The organism is Stenotrophomonas sp. CFBP 13725 (genome assembly GCF_014841935.1).
Lineage (GTDB): Bacteria > Pseudomonadota > Gammaproteobacteria > Xanthomonadales > Xanthomonadaceae > Stenotrophomonas.
Genome location: NZ_JACYUV010000006.1, coordinates 45,789 through 70,828, shown reverse-complemented (window position 1 = coordinate 70,828; position 25,040 = coordinate 45,789). Strand labels below are relative to the sequence as shown.

The window sequence follows — 25,040 nt, the reverse complement described above, 5'->3', positions numbered from 1 at the left end:
TCGGACAAACGGATCGTCGGGTTCAGAAGCGTCGCTTGCCCTTGCAGGTGGCGCTCAGCGGCGGAGGGAGGTCTTGCCGCAACTCGTGGGCCCTTAAAAACGTATGGAGCCAGGCCTCCGCTTCCCCCGCGCCCGTCAACTCCCGCATCACGATCGCGGCCACGCAGTCGCCGACGGCCACGAAGGGGTCGTCATCGAGATCGCGGCTGGAAAGCGGCGCATAAAAGTCTGCGCCTGCTTGGAAGGCTTGTAGCAGCTCGCCCCGTGCGAGGCTGTCTCGCCGTGCCGCCCAAGCCAAGCGGACGAGCTCCGCTTGTGACCAGGAAACGTCATCGTCCATTAGAACCGAACCTTGGCCCGTGATGCCGCCAACTGCGCGGACTGTAGGGACTCGGCCTGTTGCGCCCCATGAGCATCGTCTCCTGTTTTCATGCGGGGGATGAAATCTTGAATGTGCCCATGATCACCACTCGTAATCGTCTGGAGCACCCGAGGGAATCCCGACCATCGGCCCTGAATAGCCGACGTTCTGAGCCAAGTTTTGGGCGGTATGCGCCATGCGATCAAGGCGCTCCGGAACCTTGTCCAGGGCGAAGAGGACCATTCCGAAGAGGGCGATGTTGAGCAGCTTGTTGAAGATCTTGCGCATGGGACGGTGTCCTCCGCTATGTCAGGTAATCGGGTTTCAGATGAGACGGTAATGCTGGGCAACGCCCACCAAACAGCCGCCCCAGATGCAGGCCACGACCAATGGAGCGCAGAGCAACAGGACTCCCAGGGCCACGTCGGACAGCGCTGCTTGCTTGCCGGTGACCATCTCCCAGCCACACCGGGCAACGCCAAGGCCTGAAACGCCCAGCCAAAGCAAGTGCAGCAGTGCCACGTAGTCGTGAGCGGCCAGCGGCTTGAGCTCGGGGATCATGGGCAGCCGATCGGGTTGAGCGCTCATGGTTCGTCCCAACGAAGAGCGCTCAACGCGGCGAGCTGTTGCTCGCATTGAGCGACGGTGAGCACGTAACGGGCGTAGGAATGAGCCTGATAGGCCCGAAAGCCCTCCTCGGAGGAAACGTTCGACGCCTCGTCGACCTTGGCCGTCAACGCCTCCCACTGATCATTTCCGGCGCCTTGCATTTCCAGGAACAGTGCCCAAGCCTTCGGTCCTCGTTCCCGAGCGAGCGATTGCACCTCATACATAAGGCGGTTCGTTTCGTTGTCTCGCTCGGCGTCCAACTGGTCCACGCAAACATACCCTTGCTCATTGAATGGATAAAAGAACATAGAAACTCCTTAAACGAAATGTGGATTGGATTCGATCCGGTCAGCGATGACCTGGGCGATGAAAATGCCGAGCAACAGGCTGGATGCGTAAACGGCAAGGACGATGATCATGGGCTTGTCTCTTTCTTGAAGTCGTGGTCAGCGGGCTGCCTTCCTCTGATTCCAGGTTATGAGAAAACCCATTTTTGACAATGCCATTTACCGATCATTTTTTGACTAAATCTAAAAACTGGATATCCAAAAGCAGATCTTGGAAATAGTTGCACCAACTCACATTTCCCCGTTCAAAATTGATCCCAGGGAGGCGCATAGGCCCTTGCATCTTTCCCCATGCAGGGTTTTGCTCTAGCCGCTTTTGGCTTTTGGCTTTTGGCGTTCGCTTCCCCTGATGGCACTGCATCCTCCACGGAAGCCAGTCAGCCGTTCTAAAGCGCAGACAAGAAAAAGGCAGCAACCGCCGTGCGGCTCACGAGCCCTCGCTATCTGGCCACGAACTGGCAGCCAGGCACCGGCTCACCAGCTGCCGCACGGCTTCGCCTCGCTTGATCCCGGCCCTGTTCTCATCAATCAGCAACGCCATCGCCACATGTGGTTCGACCCAGCACTCCGGCAGCATGGCCGTGTAACGCTGGCCTCCCCCCTTCTGGAGACGCACGCGCTTGGCAAACGGCTGCCGCACCTGGGCATGTTCCCGGATGAGTTGAGTCAACGCGGCTTGAACGGAAAGCCCCTGCCCTGCCGCCAAGCGGGAGAATGCAGCCAACACGTCGGGAGCGATGCGCGCTGCATAGATCTCCTCAAGGTCCGGCTTTGGTGGTTTGGGCCTCAACGTGTAGGGCATGGAGTGCTCGGTTTGGGCTTGGGCAACCAAGCGTGATCGTTCGCTTCAGAGGCTGTCAGCAGCGCGGACGTGCCCAGACAGCGGGCCAGCTGGTAATGGCCGATGGTGTGCGGATAGCGCTGCAGGTGCTCGTGCATGTCCTTGGCAAAATAGCAGGTGCCCCCCGAGCGACGCTCGTAAGCGAAATAGCGTTTGCGGCGATCAGTCACGTGCTCTCTCAGATGTCATTCCCCTTCAACAAACACTATAAAAACCCCATGTGTTGACAAGGGCGTCCGCCGATCATTTATTGACTAAACCCGCTATTTGCCGCATCGAAAGCAAGAAACACGAATACTGTGAGATGGCCCTCATCTCTCTGCATCCTTGATCACCTCCGACACTTGGCAGGCGCAAATGCAGTAACCGTGGTGATCGCTGAAGGTGTTGTAGACCAGTTCGGCGATCTCGTCCGGGGCTCGATCGTCAATCTGCTCAGCACCAAGGAGAACTTCCCCTTCGCTCGGCAAGCGCTTCAGCACGCGCCCGTCGGTGTCCCACTCGACACCCGAGATGAGGAACTTGCGCATGCCGTAGCCCCAACCGGGTGCAACGGCAGCGGCCTTCAGCACGCGGCGGACGGTGCTCGTGGACGCTTCAACGCCATGGGCGATGTCGCGAACAGTGCCACCTGCTTGTGCAAGGACAACGATGGCCAGGTCGCGGTGATGGTTGGACAGGGGGAAGTGCGGGGTTGCGTGCTTCATGGGTAGCCGCTCATCGATTGGAATGATGAAAGGCTACGATGCGGGCCGCGGGCCGTCAGGACGAAAGGGGCAGCTGCCCCTTTTCGTTGCCCTGATGGTCGCACCCCTTCAGGCGTGGCCTGCCGTCCGGCAGCGCCGTCTCAGCAGTTTCCGTGGATGTGCTCAACCCAAATCGCTTTGCTTGTGGGGTCCGACACCTTCCCAGCCTCAGCCCCAGCTCCAGCTTGAGCTCCAGCCCCTGGATCGGCCACAACCTCAGCCCCATCCACAGCCTCCCCGTGCATGTTTTCCTCCACGGCCAAGGCCAGCTCGAGAGCGTGGCATCGCAAACCGATGTCTTGGAGGATGACGTCCTTCGTCCTTACGTTGTCATCCTCAACCAGCCACGGCCGCCCAACGGCGCCATGTAACCAAGACCGGTCAGGGGCGCCCAGCCCTGCGGACGTCATGGCCATAGAGGCCAGCATCTGGAACGGAAAGAACGTCCTTCCCTCTTCGTCGTTCATGCGTTGCGCGATGAGTGCCCGTCTCGCCCTCGCGTCGCTCCGTATCACCCGCTCAAGCTCAGCGGGCGTGGGGGCGTTCATGGGGATCGTAACTTCTGCCGGCAGGCACGCGCGAACCCAATTCCAAGCGCTGTCACTGCTTCCCTGATGAACCGGATACAAAAGCATGCGAGCGTCAAACAGCGTCATGCAATGCTTCTGGTGTAACCATCGACCTCCTTGCATGAAGTGTCCCCACGCATTCTTGTAGTCGTCCACGTTTGCTTTGGCAGCTAAACGTCGCTTTCTTTGTCGCCAAAGTCTGTAGCCCACGATGACTAGTGAGATGGCTGCCAGCAACACAATCGACACATTACCCGTCCACCAGGTCATGCCCCCCTCCCCTCGTTGAGTGTTTCGTTCAATCCTCGCCGCACCGCTTCTGCGACGCTGACCTTCTCCTCGGCGGCCCTGGACCTTATCGCGAGCACTAGATCGGCAGGCGCATTGACCGGGGCCAGTGCGACCCGCCGGCTTTCCTCCTCGCCTGCGGGGGACCCCATGGGATAGGCGAGCGCCTGCGCCAACAACTGGCGGACGGCTTCGGCCGTGGTGATGCCGGCAGCCTGGGATTGCCGGCGAAGCACTTCATGGATGGCTGTTGGAACCAGGACCTTGGGCAGGCGTTGGGGTTTGCAGAGGCGTGCCATCAGAAGCGCGCCTGCGCCTTGGATGGCGCAGCCTTCGGCAGCCACTTATCCAGTGCTCCTGCCCGCCGCACCGCTTTCCTGCGTTGGCGCTCGCGCTCACGCTCCGCGAATGCCTTTTCCATCTTCCGGAAAAATGCCTGCGCCGCAGGCGACACCGCCACCGACCCGGATACCGCTGCGCTCATAAACCTGGTTGGCTTCTCAGCTAATGACGGAAGCAACGCTCCGAATGACGGGAGACCATGAACCTCACCCTCCACCAGCTGACCATCCGATCCAATGAAGAAGATCTTGCTCGTTCCCTCGGCCTTCTCGCCTTGTTTTAATGTGTAACTACCCATCGATTCGCCCTCCCATGAATGTTTATTCATTCATCCTTGATCGGATCGGCGGTTTGGCAAGGGTTGACCGGCCGAAGAAAACGACTAATTTTCAGATCTGCTTTGATGCCTCCAAAACGGAAGAATCCGTGAAACGGCTCACATCCGATGCAGCGGCGTGGCAAAGCCAGACCTCAGCGCCCTTGACGCGTTATTTCTTCGCCCAGGCCCGCATTGCCTGCACCACGTCCACGCGCGCACGAACCGGCTATAGGAGCTGCTCGTGTCCTCAGCCACCGAGTGGGGCGGCTATCGCCACCCCAAGTCCACGCGATCCAGGTCGTAGTCAGCGCCGGCTTCGAAGGCGGCTTGCTTGGCTGGGAGGTCGCCGTAGCGTTGCGCGAACTCGGCCGGGGTGTATCCGGCGTCTTCGAGCGAGACGGCGGAGAGGCGTTGGAACTCGGCGTTGGCTTCGGTGTAGTAGTTCATCGGGCTTGGCCTGCTGGCAGAGCAGATTGCCCGCGAACCGATGGCCCCGGATCCGGCCCTTCCCGCACCCAAGAGCAAGCACGGCCATGCCGAGCGCAGGGATGGGCCGCAACGCAGTGAAGGAGTAGAAGACTTGAGGGAAGGCCCACTGGGGCAAGTTCGTTGAAGAGTAATCGCGTGGCAGCATTAGATCTCCTAATCCAGCCACCCTTCGGCTAATCTCCATACCACTGCTGCGTCCATGGAGGACGATGAAACATCTCAAGCGCTGCGTGCTTGATGGGCGCTGGCAGTCTAAAGTTTTTTTGTGAACGGCCGATACCAACGGCTTCTGCTCGAAACAATCGTGATCTCAAGGAGGAGACGTTGCCCAGTCATGCCCCCTCTTGCGCTGACGTACCTCCTTCTGATCAACACTCTATTTCTTCGTCACCGCGTTGCACAAGCAAGGCGGCTGTATCCATGTCACACAAGGAATGACTCGTGGCAAAAAGTGAACTGACTGAAAGCAAGATCATGCAAGCACTCGACTATGCATACGACAAGGCTATGAACGGCTTGCCTGGCGTGGATAACGCCATTGAGATGGCTGAGAGCTACAAAAAGGAGTCCGGAACACTCTTAGAACAAGCCAACTCCCTTGTCCGCTGGCAGAACACGAAAGCCGCTACATCTGGATTTGTGACTGGCCTGGGCGGTCTCTTGGTCATGCCCGTGACGATCCCAGCCAACCTAGCCAGCGTGTATTTCATCCAGATCCGAATGATCGCAGCCATCGCCCACATGGGTGGCTACAACGTCAGGGACGACAAGGTCAAAACAATGGTTTACGCGTGCCTTACCGGCAACGCAGCCAAAGAAGTGCTTAAAGACGTTGGCATTCAGGTTGGCAAGAAGATGGCCCAGGCCAGCATCAACCGGATCACGGGCGCGACGCTCACAAAAATCAACCAAGCAGTCGGTTTCCGTCTGCTGACCAAGGCCGGCACAACTGGAGTAGTCAACCTCAGCAAGATGGTTCCTGTCTTGGGCGGCGTCATCGGCGGAGCTGTAGATCTCGCTGCGACCAACATTGTTGGCAACACCGCAGTCAATCTCTTCATTGCCGATGGTAAAGCGACTGACCCAGCGCTGGTGATCTGAACCTACGAAATTCGGTAGATACGAACGGCTGGGACCAAGACTCCTGTCTTGGCCCAGCTCTATCGACCCCATATTTTCCGTTGCCTCTCTCAAGAGATGCCGATATGCTCCACGGACGGTGGAGACCTTGAGTTGTGAGTGGCTCGAACCCTCGCTTGAAAGCTTGACCCGTCCCTACCCGATTCGACTGCCAGCTTGGCGACGAAGACGGCGTAATCGCTCACCCGGCTTCGTAAAGAGAGCTGACCATGTCGATCTATTCCCGCCCCGCCTTCCTGGCGGAGAAGACCCTTGCCGATGCTGGCATTGTGGTTACCAAGAACCACATTCGAGAACTGATTGCCGCCCTCTGCGGCTTCAAGTCGTTGGCTGCCCTCCAAGCCAGCCCACTGCTTCCTGCCGGAGAGCCTCCCGGCAACGTGCTTTTGGTCGTAGATCGGGCGTTGGCCTCCGCCAGGTGCAAGCACCTGCTGCCTGACCTTGCCCCCGCGCCTATCCTCAATGAGCTGGTCCGGTTCTTAGACACTACCGCTTCAGCAACGGTCGCGATTCACCAATCCCCTGGCCTGCCCCTGCCGTCCCTTCAGCGCTTCGCCCAGCGCCAACTGATGGCCATGACGGAGCCCAATCGCCGCATGCTTGGTGAGAACGCGCAGATCCAATGCTCGACGGATTTCTCCGGACACCTACTGGTCGGTCAGCAACACTTGATTGCGCAGCTGACCGGCGAATACACCACACCGAGCGGGGACGGAGGCTTGGTCCACGTCGAGCTTCAATACCGAGCCACGTCGCACGCCCTCTATGTGCTGGACTCTCAAGACGTGGAGTTAAAGCCTGGCGAGGATCTGGTGTCCGCTGCGGACATGGATTTCCAGTTCCCGAGCGACGACTAACGGGCAGGACCGAGACGCTGGCGATTCACTTCGCCAGCGTCATCCACAACGCCTTGCCACTCTCGGCGCTGATGCCAGAGAACTGATCCGGCTCCCAGTGGGTATGGGTCAACAAGACGCCCAGGTCTGCCAGCAGTTGCTGGCATCGCCGACCGAAGCTAAAAACCTCGTTGAACGTCAGCCCCAGCGTAGCGATGTCGAATGACTTGGGTTCCTGCCCCATGGGCCGCATTTCCATGTGCGCGTGGTGTTTGTCGCGGGAGGTCTTGATTTTCAGCGCAAGCGGGTCGGCGTCCAAATCAGCCATGGCCTGAGCAATCGCTGCCCACTTCTCATCAAACTGAGCAGCGTTGACGTCGCGATCACGCTGGCGCCAAGCGTCAACGGTTGCAGCACTGATGCCTTCAATGGAATCCGCCTGAAGCTCATCAAACATACAGCTGTAACTCTCGCGGTAGTGATCGCGCATTCCTGGCATCTGAAGCTTCTTCCAGATGTCGGTCAAGCTGCCCGTCTTCCCTCCTTTGTCCAAAAACAGTCGAGCCAAGTCTCGGATGTAGTCTTGCCCCAGCAATGGGGCCAAGTGATTCCACAGCGCCACACCCCGAGTCTTGTCCAGCTTGGCTTTCATGGCGATCTGAACTTCGGTGTCCAACACCAAGGGCTTGAGCAGATGAACCCGCTCGTCCTGGAAATGCGCTTCGTTGGTCAACGCCCGGATCCACCCATCGATCCGCTCGATATGTTTCTCGGGGGTGTCCACCTCTTCCAATGCGTCGTTCATGCGTTCTCCTAAGCCAGCACCAACAAGGTGCCGCAGTCGTGAGGCTGGGGTTGCGAAGCTTCCGAGGGCATGGAACAGGTGCGTTGAGATCAGGCCAGCAAGGTTTGGCTTCGCCGCGTCTCAACGGCTGCAACGCCTGCTAGCGCTGGCAGGTCCCGGTGTAGGCGAGCGACCCCACAGACTCGGAAAAGCCGGTTTGAACAAAGTTACCCGTAGGCTCCTTGGTCCAGCGACGCGAGACCACCTCGAACCCCTTGCACCCGTTGGCCTCGGTGTATTGCTTGATCCACCCCAGACGGGCCTTTTCCGCCGAACCACTGTCCGGAGCATAGTTTGCCGCGGTCTTGGCTGTCATGTTCCACCCGCTGTCGGTCATTTCGAAGTGGCTCAAGACTGGCCGATCAATTGAAGCACACCCAGCTAAGGCGATCATGGCCGCAGTCGCAGCGAGCGAAACGAGGCAGGGATAGCGCGTCATCGGTTGTGAGCTCGTCCAGTTAAGTTCGGCCAGTTTAAGGCGGGTGGCTGTGGGAGTGAGGTCGCCTTTGAGGCAGTCAACGCAATGCAGAACATTGCGGAGGACGGTGTTTGGCTGACTCCTCACTGACACCGGCCTCATGTCCTTGAGAAGCGCGCCTTGGCGCCGTTTCTCGACCAATCTTCGAAGAACTCCGTTGCAGCTCGATACCCCACCGCGTGGGCTTCTCGACTGGCATTCGAGATACCGGCCTGCCCTGGAACACGCCCTGACTCATACGGGCTGATGTTCTTTTGCAGCACCAGGAACTCGATGCGATCCGCATCCCGCCCCTGGACGGCCCTGATCAGCTCTGCAACGCTCGCCCCTCGACGTGATTCGCTGCGCTGCCGCTTCGATTCCGTTGCATCATTCGCTGCAGACGAACCCTGCGGCTTCAACCAGCCGAACCTCGCTATCAGAGCCACAACTTCACGCAGCAGGACGATTCCCATTACCAAATAGAGGAGCACTTTGAAGGCACCCTCGCCTATTGTGTTGAGTATCCAGCCTGCTACGACGAGCAGCCCAATGGATCCCCAGCCCAGTCCCCTCACGCCCGCTCTCCCGCGCGCCCTTGCTCAGCGTTCTGCATCGACGGGCGCCCGGTGGAAGTTCACGTTCAGTCGCTTGATGAGCGCTTTAGTCGTCTTGCCGGGAGCCCGCGGGCAGACCAGGACGGCCTCGCCGTTGGGCACTTGGCGCATCGCCAACTGTTCTGCCCGGAGGATGGCTCGGTATTTTACGCACTGATAGACCCCACGCATCAGCTCGTCCTCCGAGCACTTGCTGGTCTTGACCTCTACCGCCAAACGTTGGCGGCCGTTGTCGAACAATACGTCTAGGCGATCGCCGCTGCTCAGCACCACTTCGTTCTGCCCCAATTCGAAAGCGCCGAAGTCCGCCAGTTCCTCGGGGTGCTCTCGCACCCAGCGCTTCAGGGATTGGTGCTCTGCGCTCTCTGCCCCTCCTCCCTGCTGGACCTTGGGCAGCGGAATAACCTGCTCGTTAGCGTCTATTGGCTTGGCACCAGCTCGCGGCATGAGCGTTGTCGCCCCCAACGCGGCCGCCACTCGGCTCCAATCAGGGTAGGAGAACACGTCTTCCATGGCTTGACGGAGGTGTGCACGCTTTTCGTCCTCAGTATCCAACTTTTTACCGGCAAAGTAGGCGGGAGATATGGTGATCGCGCCGTCGCCCGGATGCTTGGTCTGCTTGTTCACGACGATCACATGCAGCGGAGGGATTGGGATCTTCCATTGATCACTTAACCACTCGATCGCTTGGGCCACGCCGCCGGCTACAGTGCCGTAGAGGTCCTTTCGCGGCTTTATGGCATGACCAAAGTGGTCATGCAGCTCCTGCGCCAAGTCGCTGTAGGTGTGCGGCTCGCCTTCTTGTGCCCAGCGAATCAGTATCGGCAACGCGTCAGGGATGACTTGTCCCCGCCAAAAAGTGGTGGCAAACCGCGCCTTTGACCAGTGAAACGCTTCCATTCTTGGCATTCCTTGCGCCGCTTGTTACCGCCGATAATAACCGGTCCGCCAGCCGACTGCTTTTTTTGGACCGTCTCGTGTCGTCGCCTTGCTCTGGCGATACGTGCAAACCGAACTACTTGAAAGTTCAGTGCTCCTCAAGCTTTCGCGCTCCCGGTCGATAAAGGCTCGACTCCTATGCTGACCTAACCGGCGGCAGGATGTCAGGAATGCATTCACCAAACCAAGGATGTGGAATGAACAGGAACTACTTCGTCGCAGCGCTTTTCATTATCGGTGCCGCCATGGCCCCATCACGTGCCCATGCAGAGATATTGAAGGGTGAGCGGATCGTGGGCCACTATGACTGCGGCACGATGATATGCAACTTCGAAACGCCAGACGCCGGCACCTTTGACTTTGAGGTCGCAGACGAGAAGGTAGCTCCCAAGATCTTTGACGCCTGCAAGATCGGAGATATATGCGCTATTACAGGGGATTTTGATATCGACGATGCTGTCATCGTCAATGTCATCGAGGTAGAAAACAGCGGCCAGAAAAACCAAGACTAAGCCAGCGGAAGCCATCATTGGCATGAAATGCTGATGATGGCCTCAACGCCCGGCAGCGGGGATGGCAACACCGCCCTGCACACGCCAGGCACATCCACCACCTGCCCCGCTTCTGGGTGCTCCAGGTAAAGCGCCCCATCAAAGCCCACCACCGCTTGCTCGGTTGAGGTCGTAGCCATAGAGCCTGGAGGAATGGCCTTGCCGGTCAGGGCGAAAGCGCGCGCGTTCTGGGTGAGCACAGGGAAGGTCACGCGCACCCCGCCTTGCCGAGGTGCCGTGACCGATTTCTTGGTCTCACCAATCTCCACCCCCATGGGGAGCTCCTTGTCCTTGAGTGACACCTCAGTGGGCAGCAACCCGGAGACGTTGGTCACCAGCACGCGGCCTTGGGCATTGGTGACCCCTGCAGGGCTGCCGCCCACCCGCACCGGAATGCCCGCTTGGCCGGGCACGTCCACCACCGCATAGCTGCTGTAAGCCGGGCGGCCGAAAGCGATGCCCTTGTGGTCGATGAACAACGCACCAGCGACGCTTCCCGATACGCTGCTTTGCCCGTCGTATTGGCTGGCTTCCATACGCGCGTCGCCCCAGCGGGTGCTCACATCGGCGGTGACCCGGGCCTGGGTGCCCCAATCGCCGTTCTGAAGTTCTGCCGCTAGGCGAACGCCGTTCTCAGTTCGGTAGTTGCCTCGCAGACCCACGCTGTTCTGGCCCGGCGCTTGGCGGGCGCGAACGCCCAGCGATGCCTTGCGGTTGAAGCGGTAGGTGTAGCTCCCGGCCACCTGCAGATCGCCGCCTTGAATGTCTCGCAAGACGTTGGCTGAGACTTGGCCGGCTGCACCCAAGTTGAGGGACGCCCCAACGGCAACAAAGGCGAGGTTGGAGCGGCCAGTGTCAATCGCACTGTAGGTCCCTTGGACGGACACGCGCCGGTTGGGACGAAAGGACACGCTGGCTTGGGTGCGCTGTTCCACCGGGGTGCTGAGCTCGCTTTGAAGGCGCCAGAAGTCCTGATTGCGCTCGTGCTGAAGACGAATCCCCCACACCGGGCCTCGGTAGTCATACGCAGCGGCCCAGCGCGTGCCGCCGCCCGTGGACGTGCCCGCTTCCACGTCGACCACGCCCCACGTGCCCAAGGCTTGGGTGCTACCCACCGTGACGTGGTAGTTGCCGAACTCGTCGGCCTGGCCGCCAGCCCTCAGCGTCCACCGGTCGTTGATGCCCCGCTTCAGGTTTCCGGACACCCCCGCCGTGCCATACCGGTTTTCGTCCTCGCGCACTCGGCCTGCGGCCAGCTCCCACGTGGAGAGCCCGGGGCGCAGCAGACTAGGGGCCACGTAGAGCCGTTGCGTGATTATCGCGGTCTCGCGGCCGTAAGCGTCGCGCACCACCACCGCTGTTTGGCTGGCGCCTTGGGTCAAGTGACGCCCATCCAGGGTGAACGGTCCGGCTTTGACGTCCTGGCGAGACACCTCGGCCTGGTTGGCCAGCACCCGCACCGTCCCTGGATCCAGCGCCAAGCCTCCCAGCATCGGGACCGGATACGTGGGGCTCAGCGGGTCCAGGGCGCCAGGGTCTTTCGCGATACGGAACCCGCCCAAGGCCACCGGCCCGCCGCGCGGGGTGGCGTAGACATCGCCGGCTTGGGTGGTGATTTGGCGTTGCACTTCGTCCCTGCCCCACGTCGTCATGCCCCGACGCATCTCAAACCCGTTGGGCGATTGGTTGAGCTGGCCGGTGCTGGAGACCACGCCCCACCGCCCCCCCGTCCGCAGATCCAACGCTGCCGACGTGGCTTGCTGGCCATCGGCCCACTGCGTGGCCACGTTGTAGTTCACGAGCACCCCACCGATGGCGGGAGCGACCGTTCGAATCGGGTTGCCTTGCTTGGTGAGTTCTTGCGCGGGTTTGCGGTCGGCGGGAATGTCCAGCTCAACCGTGGCGTTCTCCGCGTTGTATCGAACCGTCACGCCTAGGTGGGTGTCGGTGAGGTCGCCGGACTCGCCAGGCCTCAGGTTGATGCCCATCTGCGCCCAGGTCGAGGCCTCGGCCACCCACCCGCCGTTGTCCTGCCACAGCATCACGGGATCCTTCGCCGGCTTGCCGTTGACCAGGGGCGCTGCAAGCACCGCTTCCACCCCGTCTGGGATGCCGGCATGTGCAGTGCCGGCCAAGGCAAGGGCCATGGCCAGGGCTCCCCAGCTCCGCATGAGGGTCTCAGTTCGCTTGAACGGTGACGGGCTTGCCGTTGACCGTGATCGAGAGGGAAGTGGCGCGGAGGCCGGGCTTGAGCAAAACGAGCTTGCTCTGGCCGGGCAACACCCACCCCAACGCGCCTTCGCGCCAGCTCGCTTGGCCCTCCGGGCCAAGGGTGGTCAAACGGGCTGCGATAGCGCTGGCGTTCGACAGCAGCACGCCCTGCGCCGTGAAGCGTGCACTCAGCACGGGCTCACCGGCGTTGGAGTTCTCAAATGCGACAGGCAGGTCTTGGTTGACCAGCAACCTCATGCGGCCGTTGGGCGCGTTGGCTGGTTGAGCAGATGGGAGCTGGCGCAGCAGCAAGCGGTAATACGTCTGCGAACCCTGCTCTCGAACGCGGAGCACCCGGACGGCACGTTTGGATCTCGCCGGGATCTCGATAACCGAAGGCGCCGCCATCAGGTCTTGCGTCGGCACCGCAACGTCGTGGCCGTCCGGGGTTTGCGACCAAGCGTAAACCGAAACCTGGTAACGCTCGGTGCCGTCCCCTCTGTTTTCCAAAACCAACGCAGCCGACTTTTCTTGCGAACGGGAAACAATGGACGTCGGCGACAACGAGATGCTGCTCGCGAAAACAGCACTTGGCAACGAGAGCAAAGCAGCACACAACAGCAGCGAACGAATCATAAGTCCTCCCAGACAAAACACCTCCTTTGATCCAACCAAAACATTTGTGTTTGTCAACCCACACATAAACGAAAGCCCCCGATTACTCGGGGGCCTCGTTGCACCTTGCTAACTCGCTATACGGGTCAGAAGGTCAGGGTGACGGATACGGTGTCCGAGTAGTCGCCACCGGGGACTTTGCTGATGTTGTAAAACGCGTAGCCCACGCCGAGTTGCAAGAGCTCACCGTTCCCCACCCCTTCTATTAAATCCGCACCCGCGCCCCACGTTTGAGTTGCACCTGGATCTTTGAACAACCCGTAGGCAACGAAGTTGCCTGCACCATCGGAGACGGCACGCTTGTTGGGCTCGCCCACGGCTTGGCCGTAGTTGGTGCCATCTCCCGGCACGATGCTGTAAGCCGTCCCGGCGTTGCAGCGGACGAGCAGAGCACCATTTGAGAAGCCTTGGGTGCCAGTGCTCAGGCCACCGTATTCGCCTCCACCGATGTCATTGACCTGCAGGAAGCACTCGTTGCGGAAGGTCGCTGACACCGTGAGGTCTTCGGTGAGGTCGTCAGCGGCGACGGACCAAGAAGCCAGGGAGGCTGCCAGGGCGAGGGTGAGAATGGGTAGGGACTTGCGCATTGATTAAACCTCCGTTGGTTTGTGGGTAGAGCGAAAGGGCCGTTGTAGCCTTCCCTTTAGATCTACTTCAAAAAGCGGAATGCGCAAGGGGTCGATTTTTAACGGTGCTGACACCCGACTGATTCTCGGCCGGCACCTCTCCCAAGCCACCCAATCGCTTGTAGATGGGAATGGTGGCGGCCTCTGGGCCCTCGGCAAAACGTTACTCGCCGTCGCCTCGCGATCGTCCTGACGGTCACCGGTTGCGCGCATTCCCGCCCCACGCTATAAAGCCGGTGCCGGTCGCAGAAGCGCCGGTGTTGTGCCCGCATAGCCAATAGGCTCCGGGTGCCCGAGGTTCTCCTATAGGAGGCACGGGAATCTTTTTTGATTCCGGAGCCCTATATGAGCAACAAACGCCTCAAATCCCTTCGCGCCAATGCCTTTAAGTCTCAGTCCGGCCGCTGCTACTACTGCGGTCTGGCGATGTGGCATTCCTCTCCAGATGAGCTGGCGCTTCGACCACGCTCTGCTGGCCCGCTCCGATGTACGGCCGAGCACCTCGTAGCTCGCCAGGACGGCGGGAAAGACGTGGTAGGCAACGTCGTGGCGGCTCACGCGGCTTGCAACCACCGCCGGCACAAACGGGCTGCGCCTGCACCCTCAGCTACTGACTATCGAACGTTGGTGCAACGTCAGCTGGCGAAGGGAAAATGGTGGCCGCGGTGGATCCACGGGCTAGGCGGCGGTGCGCCGTGACATCGAGCGCCCACCAGGGACGCCCTTTCTCCAGTCATCAGGCGTTGAAGGTGAGCCGATCCATACGGGCAATGCGCTGGCGCATGTAGCGGTCATGGCCGCGGCAGCGTATGCAACCAAGTCATTGTTTTCCCATGCCCAAACCCCGCTTCTCGGGGGATTCTCAGTCATGCCACGGGCCAGTCGTGTGGACACCCCAGCAGGTGCCGCAACGCTGCGGCCCGGTCCTCCCAGCGATCCACGTTCCACGAGGGGTGGTAAACCCAAGTCATCCACGCCATACCATTGCCGTAATCAAGCGACCATACATGCCGCTCCTCCAAGTAGCGCCGCCGGCGCCCTTCTGAGTTGACGTGGCGCGCGTGGAAGACGGGCTGATGGGCGCGATCACCGTGCGCGAACATGCGCCATGCCGTCCGCCCCAGCACCAGAATCACCTCTGGCTTGAGGATCGGAAGAATCGCGTATACCAGAACTTTCCCGCCATCCTTGAAGTCAGAACCCGACGGGCGATGCCCTGCTGCGGTGCCAACGAAACGTTGTGAAAGATTGCAGAAGGCGACGCGCTCCCAAGCCTGCGCTGCATCGGAAAGCGCCGGTGTGCCCTTGCTCGTCAGCAAACGATCCAACTCGTCGAAGAACTTTCCCCCGCCCTTTCGCTCGCAGGTCTCCATGTCACCGAACGTCTTGCGGGTGAAGGGGCGAGTGAGGGCGGGGTCGTCGGTCCACCCGTCTTCGCGGTAGTGGGACTCGCCTAACAGCAGCACACGGCGCCCGCCAAATCCCTCTAGATAGCGGCTTCCCACGTAGGGCACAAAGGCTACCGCGTTTGGCCAGTCTTCAAATTTCAACGATGCGCTGTCTTCCATGATGGAGTCTCCTCGGCCCTCAGATCTTGCTTGGTTTTAGTCAATGCGGTCTTCGCCACTTTCCCCGGTTCTGCGGCCCACAAGCGCGCGACTTCGGGGAATAGGCGGACCAAGAGCGCGTCCCAGGATCGATCAGGCGCGAACGTGCTCTCGCCCTCGGCTAGGCTGGCGAGCACGCGTTTCATTTTGTCCTGGAGCTTTGCGGTCCGATCCTGCGGCAATACAGTCCTCAACTGGCCGCGCACCCGAAGCATGCAGCGGTAGAACCATAGGCTTTTAGGCCAAACCTTGTGGGCATGGTGCCCTAACTCGGCCAGCGTCTCAAAGCCAATCCCAATGGGCCGCCCCTGCCCGTGCTTGATCGAGTAGCCGATCACCAACAAGCGCTCCAAGTCGCCATTCCCCTTGGCATAGAGCGGCAGCGCGATCCCGACTAGAGCAAATGAGCGGCGCAACTCCCCCCATCTGCGATCCCGTTCTTTGTAGTCGGCGAGTTCGCCCCGGAGCATGGCCACATAGGGGGTTTCGAAGGCCTCTCGGCGGGGGCCCCAGACTTGATCCTCCTGCCAAGCCGCCCGCTCTTCCTCCACCTGGGCTTTGCGCCAGTCGTAGTCGAAGACGTAGGCCCGAGGAATGCCTCGACTGCAGGTGTCGAACATCAGCTCGTCAAAGCAAACCTCCCTTCGCACCTCCACGTCGCGGATCGTGCCGCTCTCCAGACGGGGCTCCAGCCAAACGCCTTCGAGACAGAAGCGGCCCTCGCGTTGGAAGCGGGCCACGGTGGTGGGGGTGACGCGAAACGCATTGCGATTGTTGGCGAAAAACAGGTCGTCTTCGGACAATCGGAACTGGTCCAGATCCACGTCCTTGAAGAGCCACAGCATGCGCTCCCCCGTTGTTCCGGTAATGCCGCATCCGCTCCGCGATGACGTGGACAAATGTGGTGGAAAGCTGAATCTCAATGGCCCACTTCTGACCGTCCCGCCGCGTCTGGACGTCGGGCTGTCGCCATTGAACACCATGGACGTCCCACCAACGCTTTTCCAACTCCGTCTGGCTAAACGACGGATCCGTATCCAAGCTGTCGCGCACCCATTGCTTGAGTGTTTTGTGGAGCGCGCCTTCTTTGCACAGCCCGAACTTACGCGCCAAGATGGCTTGGGGTGAATGGCCCTTTCGCCCGGTGCACGTTTCCCGTTGCCGCGCCGTCCGATGATCAAAGTAGAAGCGGAACTCGCTTCGCGCACGTATGGTTTTGGAGCGAACGCCCATTGCATCGTGGCAGTGCGGGCATTCGAACCGCGGGGTGCCGTCGAGCACCTCCAACTCCGCAGCCACTCGCCCATCCCGAACGACTTCCCCGTAGTCCCGGCCTTCCATGAAAACCCCCAGGGTAAGGCACTCACCAGTCACCCGATCCCAGACCAGATCATGGGACCGCTTTGCGGCGGGCACGTAAACCATGTTCTCCATGCCGCCACTTTAGCCGGGCCCGGTCGCCCTGGATGAGACGCCCGGCTCCCCCTACATGTGATCGTACCGACGCAATCGCTCCGATGACGGGGGAATCCAGCCATCCGTTGATGTCACCCGCGACAGGGAGGGGAACCTCTGGTCTTGGGCTTGCTGCGTAGGCTGCAGCGCCACGGCTCGACGCTAACTTGCCGGCGTTCGTTGGCAGAATCACTGTGTCGCAACGCAGATGATCGCCTTGCTCTTCAAAGAGCCCCCGAGCACTGATTGCCAGAACAGCTCGATGCGACTACCGGCTCTCAGGCGCCGATGTTTCGGTGCAGAAGATCTCATGCATGGCGGTCAACAGGGCGGCCACACGCGGATCCGCCATCCGGTAGAAGATCGACCGAGACTCACGCCGGGTGGTGACCAGGTCCCGCTGCCGTAGCTCCGCCAACTGTTGGGAAAGCGCCGGCTGCCGGATGCCGGTTGCCTCCTCCAAACCGCCTACAGTCGACTCCCCTTGAGATAGCTGACAGAGCAACAGCAGGCGCGACGGCGTGGCCATGAAGCGCAACAGATCTGCGACTTCTGGGACCCGCCCCTTCATGTCGACGAGGTCAGCGGCGGTAAGGGAAGAGTTTTTCACATGCGGAGACCATAGAAAGCCGTAGAGCCTAGCGGAACGCCGCATGGCGGCCCGATCAGGTGTAGAGATGCGTCCATAGTTGCATAGTTTACGCAACTATGAAACCTTAATGACCCTCTTCCTCGGTAAGAGCCAATCGTGAGCACCCCTGTCGTTTCGGATTTTGCATTAAATTGGTCTTTTGGCAGCGGGCGCGGCGCGCGCGCCGGCCGGCGTGCGGGCCCTCGGTTCGGACGGGACGACACCGGAGTTTGCTTTATAAAGCTGCCGGTAGACTTGCCATGATGCTGGCCCCTTTAGCGTGGTATTGGCCGCTCATCGGCGGCCTGATGATTGGCACAGCAGCAGGCGCATACCTGGTGTTCACGGGGCGAATCGCCGGCATCTCCGGCCTGATTGCTCATACCCTCGGCCTTTCGGCAGGTGGAGATCGCTCCTTGGCTGCCCTGTTCCTGGCGGGACTGTTGGTGACGTCGGGTGTAGCACTGGCGGTCAAACCCATTTCGCTGCCCTCGCTCTCAAGCTCTGCTACTCCGTTGCTGATTCTGGCCGGATTGCTGGTTGGGTATGGAACGCGCCTAGGCTCGGGGTGCACGAGCGGGCACGGTGTTTGCGGCTTGGCTAGGCTTTCACCGCGCTCAATGGTTGCGACCGTCGCCTTCATGCTTATGGGAATGGCCACCGTGACACTTGTGCGCTTGACCTCAGGAGCCGGGACATGATCCGACTGATAGCCTTTCTGTGCGGCTCGTTGTTTGGCCTAGGCCTCATCGTTTCAGACATGGCCAACCCCGCGCGCGTGCTCGCCTTCCTTGACGTCACGGGCACTTGGGATCCTTCGCTGGCGCTTGTCATGCTCGGCGCGCTGATCCCCTCCGCCATCGCCTATCGATGGGCGCGTGCGCGTAATGCACCCGTGCTTGCTGCTACGCTACATGTCCCGCAGCGCCGAGACATCGATCGCAATCTGGTGATCGGTGCGGCAGTGTTCGGCATTGGTTGGGGATTGGCGGGCGTGTGTCCTGGCCCGGCAGTCGCCCTGTTGGCGACGGGTCAACCGTTCGCACTCGTGTTCGCAGCTGCGATGGTTGCCGGCGTGCTTATCCATGGGCTTCTGCACCGCCCTCGCTTAGCGAAGGAATGACCATGGCAACAGGACTGTGACCACAGGATCCACCGAAGGCTGAAGCGCCTAGGCCAGCGAGTGTCCATGCAGCGAAGCCTCCCTCCCCCCCCCTTTTTCAGGCTATCGCGCGGCTTAGCCACTCTGAGCCCGGAATCAGAACCTTTAGTTCTCCAGTGAGAACGTCCGCCGCCACCCGCGCGGACTGATATGGAATGCTCGATTGAAGCTCTGTCGGAACGCCACGGACGTGCGATAGCCGGATTGTTCGGCTACTTTTTCAATCGATAGATCGGTAGATTCAAGCAGCTCCTTTGCTCGGCGCAAGCGCTCGGCTTCCAGCCAAGCGCCCACTGTCATGCCGGTGGCTTTATGGAATCGCCGGGTGAACGACCGCCTGCTCATCGCTACCCGGCTGGCCAGTTCATCGAGCGATTGATCCGCTTGCAGATTCTCACGCATGTGGTCGAGCAACGCGCTCAACAGAGCATCCTGCGGCGAGGCGGGAACCGGCTGCTCGATGTATTGGGACTGACCTCCCTCACGATGGGGTGGCAGGACCATCAGGCGCGCGATTTTGTTGGCCTCCCGCGCACCGCAGAGCTTCCTGACCAGATACATGCAGCAATCCAACGCCGCACCGGTCCCAGCAGAGGTCACCACGCGCTCTTCGTCAACATAAAGCGCGTTCATGTCGAGCTTCACGCGGGGAAAGCGTCTATGAAAGTCGTCCTCGGCAAGCCAGTGGGTCGAAGCTAGGCGTCCATCCAGTAGCCCGGCATAGGCCAATGCGTAGGCGCCGTAGCAGAGCCCGACCACATGCGCCCCACGACGATTCGCCGCGATGAGCTTGCTTTTCAACTCGTTGCTGGGCGCATTTCCCAGATCCGCCCATCCTGGAATGATGACCACCTCTGCTTCGTCCAGCAGTTCCAAGCCCCCGCTGGCGCTCACTCCCACTTGCCCCCCGCTCAGGGTTACCAAGGGCTCCTCAGCAGCAACGCGGACATTGAACAAGGCGCGCTCCTCCGAGTGGATGTCGAAGATCATCAACGGCACGGACAGGTGAAAGGCGCTGATGCCCCGTGGGGCAACGACTACCACCTCAATAGGGCGGTGAACTGGTTCTGTCGCGCAACGGTTGATCATGGCCTGATTTAATCGATGTTAGTCCCGCGGGCCAGTATTGCAATCACCACGGAACTGTCAAGCTCTGTCTTACACATTCACACAGAGATTGCGCCATGAAAATGATGTCACTCGCCGTCGCAACCCTGCTGGCCCTGGGCCTCCAGACCAATGCACACGCCGCAGGCAACCCGCCGAGCACCACGTCTATCCAACAGATCCGAAACGCCACGGCAAAGATCGCCTATGGCGACACGGTGCTCTTGGTTGATCCGATGCTGGCCACCAAAGGGGCCTACCCCGGCTTCCCGGACACCTATCGCAGCGAACTGCGCAACCCGACTGTCGAGCTCCCGTTCGATGTGGCCCAGGTACTCAAGGACGTGGATGCCGTGCTGTTGACCCACACCCACTTGGATCACTGGGACCCGGCCGCAGAGACGCTGATACCGCGTCAGATGACCATGTTCGTTCAGAACGAGGCCGACGCTGCTCAGCTTCGCGGTAAGGGGTTTGAAGATGTCCGGATTCTTCCGGCCCACGAAATGTTTGGTGGCGTGAAGATCTCGCGTGTTGCTGCCCAACATGGCTCAGCCGCAATGTTCAAAGTGGAGCCGCTGGCGACGCTGCTGGGCAGTGTGACCGGCTTTGTCTTTGAGAAAGCCGGTGAACCGACCATTTATCTGGCTGGTGACACCGTCTGGACCGGCGACGTGCAGGATGCGATCAAGCGCTATACCCCGGATGTCATCGTGTTGAACACGGGCGACGCACGGGTCAAAGGTTTCGACACCGGCATCATCATGGGCGTTGATGACACCTCTCGTGTCCATGCATTGGCCCCTAAGGCAAAGATCGTCGCCGTGCATATGGATGCGGTGAATCACATGACCGTTTCCCGCGCTGATCTGCGCCGTTACACCGTCGAGAAGTCCATCCAGGACAGCGTGCTGATCCCGGAAGACGGCGAAACCATCACTTTTTAAAGGAACACACCATGAAGACTGCACTGATTGTCGTGGATATCCAGAACGACTACTTCCCCGGCGGCCGCCTCACGCTTGAGAACAGCGAGCAGGCTTTGTCGGCAGCGTTGGACGCCATCGCGCAAGCCAAGCAGGCCGGTGAGGTGGTGATAGGTATCCAGCACTTCACGCCCAGCGACGGTCCTTTTTTGGCTAAAGGCACGGTGGGTGCCGAGTTGCACCCGGCCATCGCTGAGGCACTGAACGGCTGCGTAGTGATCGAGAAACAGCAAGCCGACAGCTTTCTTGGCACACCGCTGGGCCAAACCCTGGCCGCCCAGAATGTCTCCGACATTTGTCTAGTCGGCATGATGACCCAACACTGCATCACGCACACGGCGCTGTCGCCCGAGGCAGCTGGGCTTGATGTGACAATCCTCGGCGCAGGCTGCGCTGCGCCAACGGCGCTGATCAGCGATATCGCGTTGTCTGGCCTGGCGGGACGCTGCAAAGTCGTCTAAGCCGCACCGGAGCGCCTGCAATATGCAGGCGCCTCCTTACGGCGAACGGACCTACTGCATCTGCCAATGGATACTTCTACGCGGCCTGCGTCTGACGTTGACGGAAGGTTGCAGGTGTACATCCCACCTCGCGCTGGAAGAACTTGATGAAATTAGGGGTGTCGCTGAAACACAGTTGTTCAGCGACTTCAAGCACCTTCAACTCCGTATGCGTCAGCAAGCGCTTGGCTTCGAGTGCCAGCCGCGCGGCGATGAAAGCCTTGGGGCTCATGCCTGCAGCGTCGAGCGTCGCTCTCGTCAGCGTCCTTTCGGCACATCCCATGGCCTTTGCGTAGCTAGAGACCTGATGCCAATCCCTGTGCTTCTCTTCAACCAATCGCTCGAACTCTCTGAATCTACTTCCAGCTGGACGAGGGAGCTTCACCCGCCCATCGCCGCGCTCATCTGCCATGCGGATCCGCGTCAGTGCAGTATGGAGCTGATGGCGTAGCAACGCATGCACGCTTTCCGGTGAGTCATCGAGGCCTGCGTCGTCCTGCATCTGCATGATGCATCCGGTGACGACCCGCATCTCTTTCGCCGTCAGTCGTATCACGCTCCCCAGTCCTTCAAGTATGCGGCAACTCTTTTCCGCACCTGGGCAGGCCGTGGGCCAGGCAAACTCTGGACGAAACGCAACAATCCAGCCCTCCCAATCGGTTGGCGGGCCAAAGCTGTGCGCCATCCCCGGCGTTAACGCGAGCACCGTATTGGGTGCGCATTGCACAAATTCGAAATCAATACGGTGAGTACAGGCCCCTTCGGTAACACCGACGAGGGTGTAGAACTCATAACGGTGCGCCAACTCGAGCATTTCAGCGCCCGCACGACGACGCAGCTCGGAGAAGGCAAGGATCTCCAAGTCGAACCGATAGCCGGCTTGGGGATGATAGGGCAGCTGCCCGATATCCATGCCGCGCTGCTCCTTTCGCCTAGCCATCGGCATCCTGCCTTTCTTGTCCAATAATGACAATCAACATGGGCATATTGACCGTGAAACCCTGTGCTCTTTGGCCAAGAATAACATCTTCACCCCGCGTTCCCAGATTGGCTTTCACCCGCGTGCGATTCGATGCTTGCCCACCCGCCTCCTCAAGGCCTGACGAAGAAGAAGACGATGACCTATATCATTCATGGTGCCTCCGGCGCTCAAGGCGGACCGCTACTCAAGCGCCTCTCGGCGGCCGGAAAAAACGCCGTCGGTGCAGTGCGCGCATCCGAGGCACTGGCTGCAACACAGACCGTTCGCATTGACAATGCATCCGTGGAATCTCTGGTTGAGGCTTACCGTGGTGCGGATGGGGTGTTCATTCACCTGCCTCAGACAGACGAGGGCAGCCGTGCAACCTACGCACGCAACATTGCCCGAGCGGTTGACCTGGCCAAGCCCGGGCGGGTGGTGATCTCCACCAGCGGTATCATTGTCGATGAGCCTGACTCGCCATTGCAGGCCCCGGCTGATTCGGCGATGGCAATCTTGATTGAGGGTGTTCGCAGCACCGGCGTTTCGTATGCCGTCGTCGCACCGCGCCTTTACTTGGAAAACCTACTGCTGCCGATGGTCTTCGGGCCAACACAGACTGAGGGGGTGTTGCGGTACCCGCTGCGGTCGGACCAACCGGTGTCCTGGAGCTCACACTTGGACGTAGCCGAGGTTGCTGAGCGTCTCTTCGAGCAGACGTCGGTCAGTGGCGTTGTGGGGGTTGGCCAGCTGCCAGGGCTGATCGGGAACGATGTCGCAACAGGCTTCCAGCGCCACCTGGGGCGCGATGTCGCCTTTGAGAGCATCACGCCCCAAGCATTCGGGGCGATGATTGAACCGCTGATCGGTCCTGCGTCCGCTGCCATTGCCGCCTTCTACGGCGCACTGCAAAGCAGTCCGACCAATACGATCCCTCACGACACCAGTGCGCAGACGTTGTTTGGTATCGCGCCGAGGAGCGTGGAACAGTGGCTTGGTGAAACTCTCGGCTGATCTTCGTTGACGCCCACGAGCATCGATCGACTGATCGGTCTCGTGGGCGTTTGGCCAACTATGGCTGATCCGAACTGCTTTACCCTATCACGGAAGGGAGATGGGTCACTGCCGGAGCATTAGTTGAGAAACTCTCGGGTTAGCCACCGAGTCCGGCACGAACATCCTCAATATTCATATTCAAAATGTGTGCCGAACGTTGGGAACCGAAGCCATCAGCACAGCCAGGGGATGGATACCGCCTTCGGTGGGCGCTGGACAGCGATCCTCGCCCAATCATGTCTAACAGCACGTATAGGTCCCATAACGATCTGCTTGCGCCCCTACTGTGACCGCGACTCCAACCTACGCGCCTGGCAGGCAGTCCAAGCAGCTTTCCGGCGCCGGCGGCGGGATGACCAGCTTGCGCTGTATTTGACGCAACGCCGTCCGCACTCCCTCCTCGACGACCGGGTGATAGAACGGACTGTCGATCATCTGCTGGACGGTATCTCCCCGCTGAATGCTCCATGACAGCAGGTGGCCAATGTGTTCGGCCGATGGGCCGACCATCTCCGCACCCAAGAAGGTTCCTGCGGCGCTGTCGGCGTAGACACGGATTACTCCGTGGTTCTCCAGCATGACCCGGCTGCGCCCCTGATCAGCGAACAATGCCTCTCCAACCTCAAACGTGGCGCCGCTCTCGGTCAACTGCCGGAAGGTAGCGCCCGCCATCGTGATCTGGGGGTTGGAAAATACGATCCCCAGAGGCGCCCTGCGCGGGCGTGGGCGCACGTTTGGATAGCGGCCCGCGTTGTCGCCTGCGATGCGGCCGTCGTCTGCGGCCTCATGAAGGATATCGGCCATCCCATTGGCATCCCCGGCAACGAAGATGTGCGGGCAAGTGCTCTGACCGGTAGCGCGGTCGACGATGGGCAACCCGTAGCTGTCCAAACCGATACCGGCATTGTCCAGGCTGATTCCGAGCATGTTCGGCTTACGACCTGTCGCGGCAATCAATAAGTCGAACGTCTCGGTGCTGCGAACACCCTCAGAATTCTCGGAGACCACTAACACTCGACCATCCTCGGTGAGCGAGGGTGTGACCTTTGCGCCCAGGCTCACAGGAACTTCTTCAGAGAAGATGCGTGTAGCCTCCGCCGCAACTACTGGGTCGCTCAGCGGCCCGATGAAGCGACTGCGACCGTAAAGGCGAACCGTCACTCCAAGGCGATGCAGGGCCTGTGCTAACTCAAGGCCGATGACCCCGCTGCCAACAACGGCCACTGAGCTGGGCAGATCAGTCCACTCAAAAACGTCGTCGTTCACAAGAAGCCTGTCACCCAGCGTCTCACGCCATCCCTCCGGAACGAAGGGACTGGACCCTGTCGCTACAACGATGCGATCAGCTTCGACGATGATAGACGGTCCGACCAGAAGCTCATGAGCAGAGAGGAACGTCGCCTTGCCGCACAGCCGGTGTTCCTCCGGCCACGCTTCTACCGACTCCACAACGAAGCCGACGAAGCGATCGCGCTCGCGGCGCACCCGGGCCATTACTTCCCGTCCGTCGACCTTGATTGCTCCAGGCATGACGCCAAAGCTCGGCGCCAACGCCAGCATGTGAGCAGCATCTGCGGCACTGATGAGCAGCTTGCTCGGCATGCAGCCAACCCTCGCACAGGTGGTTCCGTAGACGCCACCTTCAATCACCACGATGCTGTCGGTATGCGCTTTGGCCGCGCGGTAGGCTGTCATTCCGGCACTGCCGGCGCCAATGATGGCGACATCAACCTTGACACGATTCATCTGAGACCTCTTTTCGCCAGTG

The 25,040-nt window shown here is 60.3% G+C and carries 31 protein-coding genes; 8 read left to right on the top strand and 23 right to left on the bottom strand.

Going from position 1 to position 25,040, the window contains the following annotated elements; translation table 11 throughout:
* Positions 1-22 precede the first annotated feature (22 nt).
* From IFT65_RS12150 to IFT65_RS12105, 10 genes are all read right to left on the bottom strand, one after another.
* Positions 23-340, bottom strand: a complete 318-nt coding sequence (locus IFT65_RS12150) for a hypothetical protein (RefSeq protein ID WP_192081649.1) — start codon at positions 338-340, stop codon at positions 23-25.
* Between the two features lie 123 nt (positions 341-463).
* A complete protein-coding gene (locus IFT65_RS12145; RefSeq protein WP_192081648.1) occupies positions 464-649 on the bottom strand; it encodes a hypothetical protein in 186 nt (61 codons plus the stop codon).
* A gap of 36 nt (positions 650-685) precedes the next feature.
* Positions 686-922 carry a hypothetical protein gene (locus tag IFT65_RS12140; protein WP_192081647.1) on the bottom strand — a complete coding sequence of 79 codons (237 nt, stop codon included), beginning with the start codon at positions 920-922 and terminating at the stop codon, positions 686-688.
* Between the two features lie 23 nt (positions 923-945).
* A complete protein-coding gene (locus IFT65_RS12135) occupies positions 946-1,278 on the bottom strand; it encodes a hypothetical protein (protein WP_192081646.1) in 333 nt (110 codons plus the stop codon).
* A gap of 466 nt (positions 1,279-1,744) precedes the next feature.
* Positions 1,745-2,119, bottom strand: coding sequence for a hypothetical protein (locus IFT65_RS12130; protein WP_192081645.1), 375 nt, complete (start codon positions 2,117-2,119; stop codon positions 1,745-1,747).
* Positions 2,120-2,469: 350 nt separating this feature from the next.
* Entirely contained in the window at positions 2,470-2,865 is a 396-nt protein-coding gene (locus tag IFT65_RS12125) for a hypothetical protein (protein WP_192081644.1), read from the bottom strand.
* 140 nt (positions 2,866-3,005) lie between these two features.
* Positions 3,006-3,743 carry a hypothetical protein gene (locus IFT65_RS12120; protein ID WP_192081643.1) on the bottom strand — a complete coding sequence of 246 codons (738 nt, stop codon included), beginning with the start codon at positions 3,741-3,743 and terminating at the stop codon, positions 3,006-3,008.
* A complete protein-coding gene (locus IFT65_RS12115; RefSeq protein WP_192081642.1) occupies positions 3,740-4,060 on the bottom strand; it encodes a hypothetical protein in 321 nt (106 codons plus the stop codon). Before IFT65_RS12115 ends, IFT65_RS12120 begins: the two co-directional genes overlap by 4 nt.
* Entirely contained in the window at positions 4,060-4,431 is a 372-nt protein-coding gene (locus IFT65_RS12110; protein ID WP_192081641.1) for a hypothetical protein, read from the bottom strand. The genes IFT65_RS12115 and IFT65_RS12110 overlap by 1 nt, the downstream gene beginning before the upstream one ends.
* A 258-nt stretch (positions 4,432-4,689) precedes the next feature.
* Positions 4,690-4,869 carry a hypothetical protein gene (locus IFT65_RS12105; RefSeq protein ID WP_192081640.1) on the bottom strand — a complete coding sequence of 60 codons (180 nt, stop codon included), beginning with the start codon at positions 4,867-4,869 and terminating at the stop codon, positions 4,690-4,692.
* A gap of 483 nt (positions 4,870-5,352) precedes the next feature.
* Between IFT65_RS12105 and IFT65_RS12100 the strand changes: the two genes are divergently transcribed.
* Positions 5,353-6,012 (top strand): EcsC family protein, encoded by a 660-nt coding sequence (locus IFT65_RS12100; protein WP_197974112.1) that lies wholly within the window; start codon positions 5,353-5,355, stop codon positions 6,010-6,012.
* Positions 6,013-6,260: 248 nt separating this feature from the next.
* Positions 6,261-6,908: a hypothetical protein gene (locus IFT65_RS12095; RefSeq protein WP_192081639.1), complete on the top strand. Its 648-nt coding sequence runs from the start codon at positions 6,261-6,263 to the stop codon at positions 6,906-6,908.
* A 25-nt stretch (positions 6,909-6,933) separates the two neighbouring features.
* Here the strand turns inward: IFT65_RS12095 and IFT65_RS12090 are convergent, their stop codons facing one another.
* The 4 genes from IFT65_RS12090 to IFT65_RS12075 form a co-directional block, all read right to left on the bottom strand.
* Positions 6,934-7,692: a hypothetical protein gene (locus tag IFT65_RS12090; RefSeq protein ID WP_192081638.1), complete on the bottom strand. Its 759-nt coding sequence runs from the start codon at positions 7,690-7,692 to the stop codon at positions 6,934-6,936.
* Between the two features lie 139 nt (positions 7,693-7,831).
* Entirely contained in the window at positions 7,832-8,083 is a 252-nt protein-coding gene (locus IFT65_RS12085) for a hypothetical protein (RefSeq protein WP_192081637.1), read from the bottom strand.
* A gap of 224 nt (positions 8,084-8,307) precedes the next feature.
* A complete protein-coding gene (locus tag IFT65_RS12080) occupies positions 8,308-8,766 on the bottom strand; it encodes a hypothetical protein (protein ID WP_192081636.1) in 459 nt (152 codons plus the stop codon).
* 24 nt (positions 8,767-8,790) lie between these two features.
* Entirely contained in the window at positions 8,791-9,705 is a 915-nt protein-coding gene (locus IFT65_RS12075) for a hypothetical protein (RefSeq protein ID WP_192081635.1), read from the bottom strand.
* A 236-nt stretch (positions 9,706-9,941) separates the two neighbouring features.
* Between IFT65_RS12075 and IFT65_RS12070 the strand changes: the two genes are divergently transcribed.
* Positions 9,942-10,256 carry a hypothetical protein gene (locus IFT65_RS12070; RefSeq protein ID WP_192081634.1) on the top strand — a complete coding sequence of 105 codons (315 nt, stop codon included), beginning with the start codon at positions 9,942-9,944 and terminating at the stop codon, positions 10,254-10,256.
* Between the two features lie 14 nt (positions 10,257-10,270).
* Here the strand turns inward: IFT65_RS12070 and IFT65_RS12065 are convergent, their stop codons facing one another.
* From IFT65_RS12065 to IFT65_RS12040, 6 genes are all read right to left on the bottom strand, one after another.
* On the bottom strand, positions 10,271-12,442 hold the full coding sequence (locus IFT65_RS12065; protein WP_192081633.1) for a fimbria/pilus outer membrane usher protein: 2,172 nt from the start codon (positions 12,440-12,442) through the stop codon (positions 10,271-10,273).
* A 31-nt stretch (positions 12,443-12,473) separates the two neighbouring features.
* Positions 12,474-13,142, bottom strand: a complete 669-nt coding sequence (locus tag IFT65_RS12060) for a fimbria/pilus periplasmic chaperone (RefSeq protein ID WP_192081632.1) — start codon at positions 13,140-13,142, stop codon at positions 12,474-12,476.
* 125 nt (positions 13,143-13,267) lie between these two features.
* Positions 13,268-13,768, bottom strand: a complete 501-nt coding sequence (locus IFT65_RS12055) for a spore coat U domain-containing protein (RefSeq protein ID WP_192081631.1) — start codon at positions 13,766-13,768, stop codon at positions 13,268-13,270.
* Positions 13,769-14,673: 905 nt separating this feature from the next.
* The gene (locus tag IFT65_RS12050; protein ID WP_192081630.1) at positions 14,674-15,375 is read right to left on the bottom strand and encodes a hypothetical protein; all 702 of its coding nucleotides are present in this window, start codon (positions 15,373-15,375) and stop codon (positions 14,674-14,676) included.
* Positions 15,354-16,259, bottom strand: coding sequence for a hypothetical protein (locus IFT65_RS12045; protein ID WP_192081629.1), 906 nt, complete (start codon positions 16,257-16,259; stop codon positions 15,354-15,356). The genes IFT65_RS12050 and IFT65_RS12045 overlap by 22 nt, the downstream gene beginning before the upstream one ends.
* An 878-nt stretch (positions 16,260-17,137) precedes the next feature.
* Positions 17,138-17,440 (bottom strand): metalloregulator ArsR/SmtB family transcription factor, encoded by a 303-nt coding sequence (locus tag IFT65_RS12040; protein WP_076037749.1) that lies wholly within the window; start codon positions 17,438-17,440, stop codon positions 17,138-17,140.
* A gap of 320 nt (positions 17,441-17,760) precedes the next feature.
* Between IFT65_RS12040 and IFT65_RS12035 the strand changes: the two genes are divergently transcribed.
* Positions 17,761-18,201 (top strand): YeeE/YedE thiosulfate transporter family protein, encoded by a 441-nt coding sequence (locus IFT65_RS12035; protein ID WP_192081628.1) that lies wholly within the window; start codon positions 17,761-17,763, stop codon positions 18,199-18,201.
* Positions 18,198-18,623, top strand: coding sequence for a YeeE/YedE family protein (locus IFT65_RS12030; RefSeq protein ID WP_192081627.1), 426 nt, complete (start codon positions 18,198-18,200; stop codon positions 18,621-18,623). The genes IFT65_RS12035 and IFT65_RS12030 overlap by 4 nt, the downstream gene beginning before the upstream one ends.
* A 144-nt stretch (positions 18,624-18,767) precedes the next feature.
* Here IFT65_RS12030 and IFT65_RS12025 read toward each other — a convergent pair whose 3' ends face one another.
* The gene (locus tag IFT65_RS12025; RefSeq protein ID WP_192081626.1) at positions 18,768-19,751 is read right to left on the bottom strand and encodes a helix-turn-helix domain-containing protein; all 984 of its coding nucleotides are present in this window, start codon (positions 19,749-19,751) and stop codon (positions 18,768-18,770) included.
* A gap of 95 nt (positions 19,752-19,846) precedes the next feature.
* Between IFT65_RS12025 and IFT65_RS12020 the strand changes: the two genes are divergently transcribed.
* Both IFT65_RS12020 and IFT65_RS12015 read left to right on the top strand, forming a co-directional pair.
* Positions 19,847-20,716, top strand: coding sequence for an MBL fold metallo-hydrolase (locus IFT65_RS12020; protein WP_249405145.1), 870 nt, complete (start codon positions 19,847-19,849; stop codon positions 20,714-20,716).
* Positions 20,717-20,727: 11 nt separating this feature from the next.
* The gene (locus IFT65_RS12015; RefSeq protein ID WP_192081625.1) at positions 20,728-21,216 is read left to right on the top strand and encodes a cysteine hydrolase family protein; all 489 of its coding nucleotides are present in this window, start codon (positions 20,728-20,730) and stop codon (positions 21,214-21,216) included.
* Between the two features lie 76 nt (positions 21,217-21,292).
* Here IFT65_RS12015 and IFT65_RS12010 read toward each other — a convergent pair whose 3' ends face one another.
* Positions 21,293-22,168, bottom strand: coding sequence for an AraC family transcriptional regulator (locus tag IFT65_RS12010; RefSeq protein WP_192081624.1), 876 nt, complete (start codon positions 22,166-22,168; stop codon positions 21,293-21,295).
* A gap of 204 nt (positions 22,169-22,372) precedes the next feature.
* Between IFT65_RS12010 and IFT65_RS12005 the strand changes: the two genes are divergently transcribed.
* Positions 22,373-23,230, top strand: coding sequence for an NAD(P)H-binding protein (locus IFT65_RS12005; RefSeq protein ID WP_192081623.1), 858 nt, complete (start codon positions 22,373-22,375; stop codon positions 23,228-23,230).
* Between the two features lie 345 nt (positions 23,231-23,575).
* Here IFT65_RS12005 and IFT65_RS12000 read toward each other — a convergent pair whose 3' ends face one another.
* Positions 23,576-25,018: a dihydrolipoyl dehydrogenase gene (locus IFT65_RS12000; protein WP_192081622.1), complete on the bottom strand. Its 1,443-nt coding sequence runs from the start codon at positions 25,016-25,018 to the stop codon at positions 23,576-23,578.
* Positions 25,019-25,040: the final 22 nt, after the last annotated feature.

Coding starts and splice junctions, on each gene's coding strand:
- IFT65_RS12125 (WP_192081644.1), bottom strand. CDS start 2,865: ATGAAGCACGCAACCCCGCACTTCCCCCTGTCCAACCATCACCGCGAC.
- IFT65_RS12040 (WP_076037749.1), bottom strand. CDS start 17,440: ATGAAGGGGCGGGTCCCAGAAGTCGCAGATCTGTTGCGCTTCATGGCC.
- IFT65_RS12030 (WP_192081627.1), top strand. CDS start 18,198: ATGATCCGACTGATAGCCTTTCTGTGCGGCTCGTTGTTTGGCCTAGGC.
- IFT65_RS12045 (WP_192081629.1), bottom strand. CDS start 16,259: ATGCTGTGGCTCTTCAAGGACGTGGATCTGGACCAGTTCCGATTGTCC.
- IFT65_RS12060 (WP_192081632.1), bottom strand. CDS start 13,142: ATGATTCGTTCGCTGCTGTTGTGTGCTGCTTTGCTCTCGTTGCCAAGT.
- IFT65_RS12090 (WP_192081638.1), bottom strand. CDS start 7,692: ATGAACGACGCATTGGAAGAGGTGGACACCCCCGAGAAACATATCGAG.
- IFT65_RS12050 (WP_192081630.1), bottom strand. CDS start 15,375: ATGGAAGACAGCGCATCGTTGAAATTTGAAGACTGGCCAAACGCGGTA.
- IFT65_RS12035 (WP_192081628.1), top strand. CDS start 17,761: ATGATGCTGGCCCCTTTAGCGTGGTATTGGCCGCTCATCGGCGGCCTG.
- IFT65_RS12020 (WP_249405145.1), top strand. CDS start 19,847: ATGAAAATGATGTCACTCGCCGTCGCAACCCTGCTGGCCCTGGGCCTC.
- IFT65_RS12110 (WP_192081641.1), bottom strand. CDS start 4,431: ATGAATAAACATTCATGGGAGGGCGAATCGATGGGTAGTTACACATTA.
- IFT65_RS12055 (WP_192081631.1), bottom strand. CDS start 13,768: ATGCGCAAGTCCCTACCCATTCTCACCCTCGCCCTGGCAGCCTCCCTG.
- IFT65_RS12015 (WP_192081625.1), top strand. CDS start 20,728: ATGAAGACTGCACTGATTGTCGTGGATATCCAGAACGACTACTTCCCC.
- IFT65_RS12075 (WP_192081635.1), bottom strand. CDS start 9,705: ATGGAAGCGTTTCACTGGTCAAAGGCGCGGTTTGCCACCACTTTTTGG.
- IFT65_RS12105 (WP_192081640.1), bottom strand. CDS start 4,869: ATGAACTACTACACCGAAGCCAACGCCGAGTTCCAACGCCTCTCCGCC.
- IFT65_RS12005 (WP_192081623.1), top strand. CDS start 22,373: ATGACCTATATCATTCATGGTGCCTCCGGCGCTCAAGGCGGACCGCTA.
- IFT65_RS12115 (WP_192081642.1), bottom strand. CDS start 4,060: ATGGCACGCCTCTGCAAACCCCAACGCCTGCCCAAGGTCCTGGTTCCA.
- IFT65_RS12130 (WP_192081645.1), bottom strand. CDS start 2,119: ATGCCCTACACGTTGAGGCCCAAACCACCAAAGCCGGACCTTGAGGAG.
- IFT65_RS12120 (WP_192081643.1), bottom strand. CDS start 3,743: ATGACCTGGTGGACGGGTAATGTGTCGATTGTGTTGCTGGCAGCCATC.
- IFT65_RS12140 (WP_192081647.1), bottom strand. CDS start 922: ATGATCCCCGAGCTCAAGCCGCTGGCCGCTCACGACTACGTGGCACTG.
- IFT65_RS12000 (WP_192081622.1), bottom strand. CDS start 25,018: ATGAATCGTGTCAAGGTTGATGTCGCCATCATTGGCGCCGGCAGTGCC.
- IFT65_RS12010 (WP_192081624.1), bottom strand. CDS start 22,168: ATGGATATCGGGCAGCTGCCCTATCATCCCCAAGCCGGCTATCGGTTC.
- IFT65_RS12145 (WP_192081648.1), bottom strand. CDS start 649: ATGCGCAAGATCTTCAACAAGCTGCTCAACATCGCCCTCTTCGGAATG.
- IFT65_RS12070 (WP_192081634.1), top strand. CDS start 9,942: ATGAACAGGAACTACTTCGTCGCAGCGCTTTTCATTATCGGTGCCGCC.
- IFT65_RS12025 (WP_192081626.1), bottom strand. CDS start 19,751: ATGATCAACCGTTGCGCGACAGAACCAGTTCACCGCCCTATTGAGGTG.
- IFT65_RS12065 (WP_192081633.1), bottom strand. CDS start 12,442: ATGGCCCTTGCCTTGGCCGGCACTGCACATGCCGGCATCCCAGACGGG.
- IFT65_RS12150 (WP_192081649.1), bottom strand. CDS start 340: ATGGACGATGACGTTTCCTGGTCACAAGCGGAGCTCGTCCGCTTGGCT.
- IFT65_RS12135 (WP_192081646.1), bottom strand. CDS start 1,278: ATGTTCTTTTATCCATTCAATGAGCAAGGGTATGTTTGCGTGGACCAG.
- IFT65_RS12095 (WP_192081639.1), top strand. CDS start 6,261: ATGTCGATCTATTCCCGCCCCGCCTTCCTGGCGGAGAAGACCCTTGCC.